Source organism: Moorena sp. SIO3B2, assembly GCF_010692525.1.
Taxonomy (GTDB): domain Bacteria; phylum Cyanobacteriota; class Cyanobacteriia; order Cyanobacteriales; family Coleofasciculaceae; genus Moorena; species Moorena producens.
The window spans coordinates 1-2,283 of sequence record NZ_JAAHHE010000681.1; the positions used below are offsets into that span (position 1 = coordinate 1).

The following is a 2,283-nucleotide window of genomic DNA, read 5'->3' on the forward strand; positions in this document are numbered from 1 at the left end:
AATATACAGTTTATATCGTCTTGACCAATCCGGTTTTTTTATCAAACCAAAAACTTGCTTATAATTAGCATTTTTTGTTGATATTTTTACTTCTTAATTAGTTGATAAACTTATTGGCAAATCAACTAAAAAACTTGCTATCAATATTAGTAATTTCTGATATCATAAATTACTAATATTGCATAAATGTTGAATTCCAAGAGTTATGTACCTAAAATTAGATACACTACACCTATAACACGCCAGATAGGTTCACGAGAACACCATCTTATCAAACCAATGTACATAGCTAATATTTTCACACATAAAAGCTTGTAAATATCGTAGTTTATCTAATGTTTTTTTACCGAAACATTTTGGAATCACCACTAATTGTAATAAAACATAACCAATTAGACAGCTATATATTTGTATCTCAATTCCATTGATATTTTTTGTGATTAATCTGTCGAGTTTTAGATGCATCTTCAAAAATTTCCAGAATAACTCTATTTGCCAGCGCCAACGATAAAAATCTCCAATATCTTCATTACTTATTTCTGATTCACCTGTTTCTGGTAGGTTAGTCACTAGTCTAAATTCAGTTTTAGTTTCGAGGTCACAAAAGTTGACTACTCTAGCTTCTATTTGATCTTTTCCGGTTCCGATTAGAACCTGCCCATTTGATAACATTTCTAGCTGAAAGTTCTGATTAATTCTTAATACAAAATAACGATTATATTTGGTCTTTAGATTTTTTATCCTCTCCAAGCTCGCAAATCCTCTATCCATTACGCCAACTCCGTTTTCTGGAGTTGATTCTATTGTGTTATCCCCATATTTACTATCATGACCTTGACCAAAATGAATCATTATTCCTCCTGGCTCTGCTGTTAATAAATTTAAGCCACTGAATAATTTTACTTGATTAAAGCCTTGGCTCCATAAAAGCTTGCTTGTTAATGTTACTATGGTCGAATCAATCGGAAATAATGCTAATTTATTCTTCCCTACTTTTGGGCTTTTATGTAGAGCTTTTCTTAATTGAATTAACAAATTATAAAACAACATTGGATTTCTCACTTTGCTCGCCTTAGAGAAAGTCGATATGTCTACATCTATGCCACGTACATTCAAACGCTTAAATAAACTCCTCATACTAGTTTGACTTTGGTCTAATACAAATTCTAACCAGGTTGATACAAATAGCGATGCAGCGCGGTCTTGGGGGTTTCCCCCATGAGCGACTGCATCAAGACAGGAAAGTATTGAGGACTGGATAATCATCAGTAGGTAGTTTTCCTAGGTGTTTTTTGATGATTTGTGGAAAATTTGATATCATTTAAGCAACATTATTATATTTTTATTTGGCCTCTATTTTATCAAATTAGAGGCTATTTGTCTAGTTTTTTAACTATCATTCAACATTTCTGCTAATATTGATAAGTATTTAGGGGTATAAATGTCGATTTTTTTTATTTTTTTTACCGTTGTTTAGATGTTTTAAACTAATAAATAATAATCAGGTGGCAACGAAAGTAAACATAAACGTAAACTCGAACGTAAACCCTAACGCAAACCTAATCCTTGATAGTGTAGATTAAGTTATCATTAATAAATCATGAACGTGGAAGAACTATAAAACCGTTATCGAGAATAGATTCAAAGTCTAGCTAACCAACTTCAAAATGCAGTTCTCGGACTGTCTCAGACAGAATAAAAAATTGCTAAGATGGGACGGTCTATAGAGAACCTGAGCCAAATCCTTGAGTAATTTATCTTACAGCAGAATCAAAAAAAACTAATTCCATGACTGATGGACAATAAATGTCAAGTCGCTTGACCGTAGGTCACGCTGCGCGAACGCTCCAATTCAAAGTTCAAAATTATTAATTCAAAATGATTCGGACAATTCTAGATTTTTAATTTTTAATTTTTAATTTTTAATTCCCCGGGGGGCTTGTACCCGGAATTAATTAATTCAAAATTTGTTCAATGTCTTGATGCAATAGCGAGTGGGGGAAACCACGGCAATAGCGAGTGGTTTGTTCGCGTTCGCCTTTGGCGTGGCCTACGGCCAAGCGTCGCCTTTGGCGATAGTTACCGTAAGACAGGCTCGCCTTAATCAATGGAGGCGCGCTTTCCGCTTGAAGAATTAAATTACGGGGTCGCGCCTCAAGTTTTAACCCTTTTTTGCATAACCTACCAACCATAAAGGCTCAACGTAATCAGGTTTCGTCTCCGGGGGAGACCACGGCAATAGCGAGTGGGGGAAACCCCCAAGACCGCGCTGCCTCCCCAAGA

At 35.0% G+C, this 2,283-nt stretch carries 1 protein-coding gene and 1 pseudogene; both read right to left on the reverse strand.

Annotation, left to right across the window (positions count from 1 at the left end):
- Positions 1 to 252 precede the first annotated feature (252 nt).
- Positions 253 to 1,321, reverse strand: a pseudogene (locus F6K38_RS39770) (IS4 family transposase).
- A gap of 634 nt (positions 1,322 to 1,955) precedes the next feature.
- Positions 1,956 to 2,192: a hypothetical protein gene (locus F6K38_RS39775; RefSeq protein ID WP_154659668.1), complete on the reverse strand. Its 237-nt coding sequence runs from the start codon at positions 2,190 to 2,192 to the stop codon at positions 1,956 to 1,958.
- Positions 2,193 to 2,283 lie beyond the last annotated feature (91 nt).

What these genes read in the sequence shown, in the direction of transcription:
- F6K38_RS39775 (WP_154659668.1), bottom strand. Translation starts at nt 2,192, where the DNA reads ATGGTTGGTAGGTTATGCAAAAAAGGGTTAAAACTTGAGGCGCGACCC.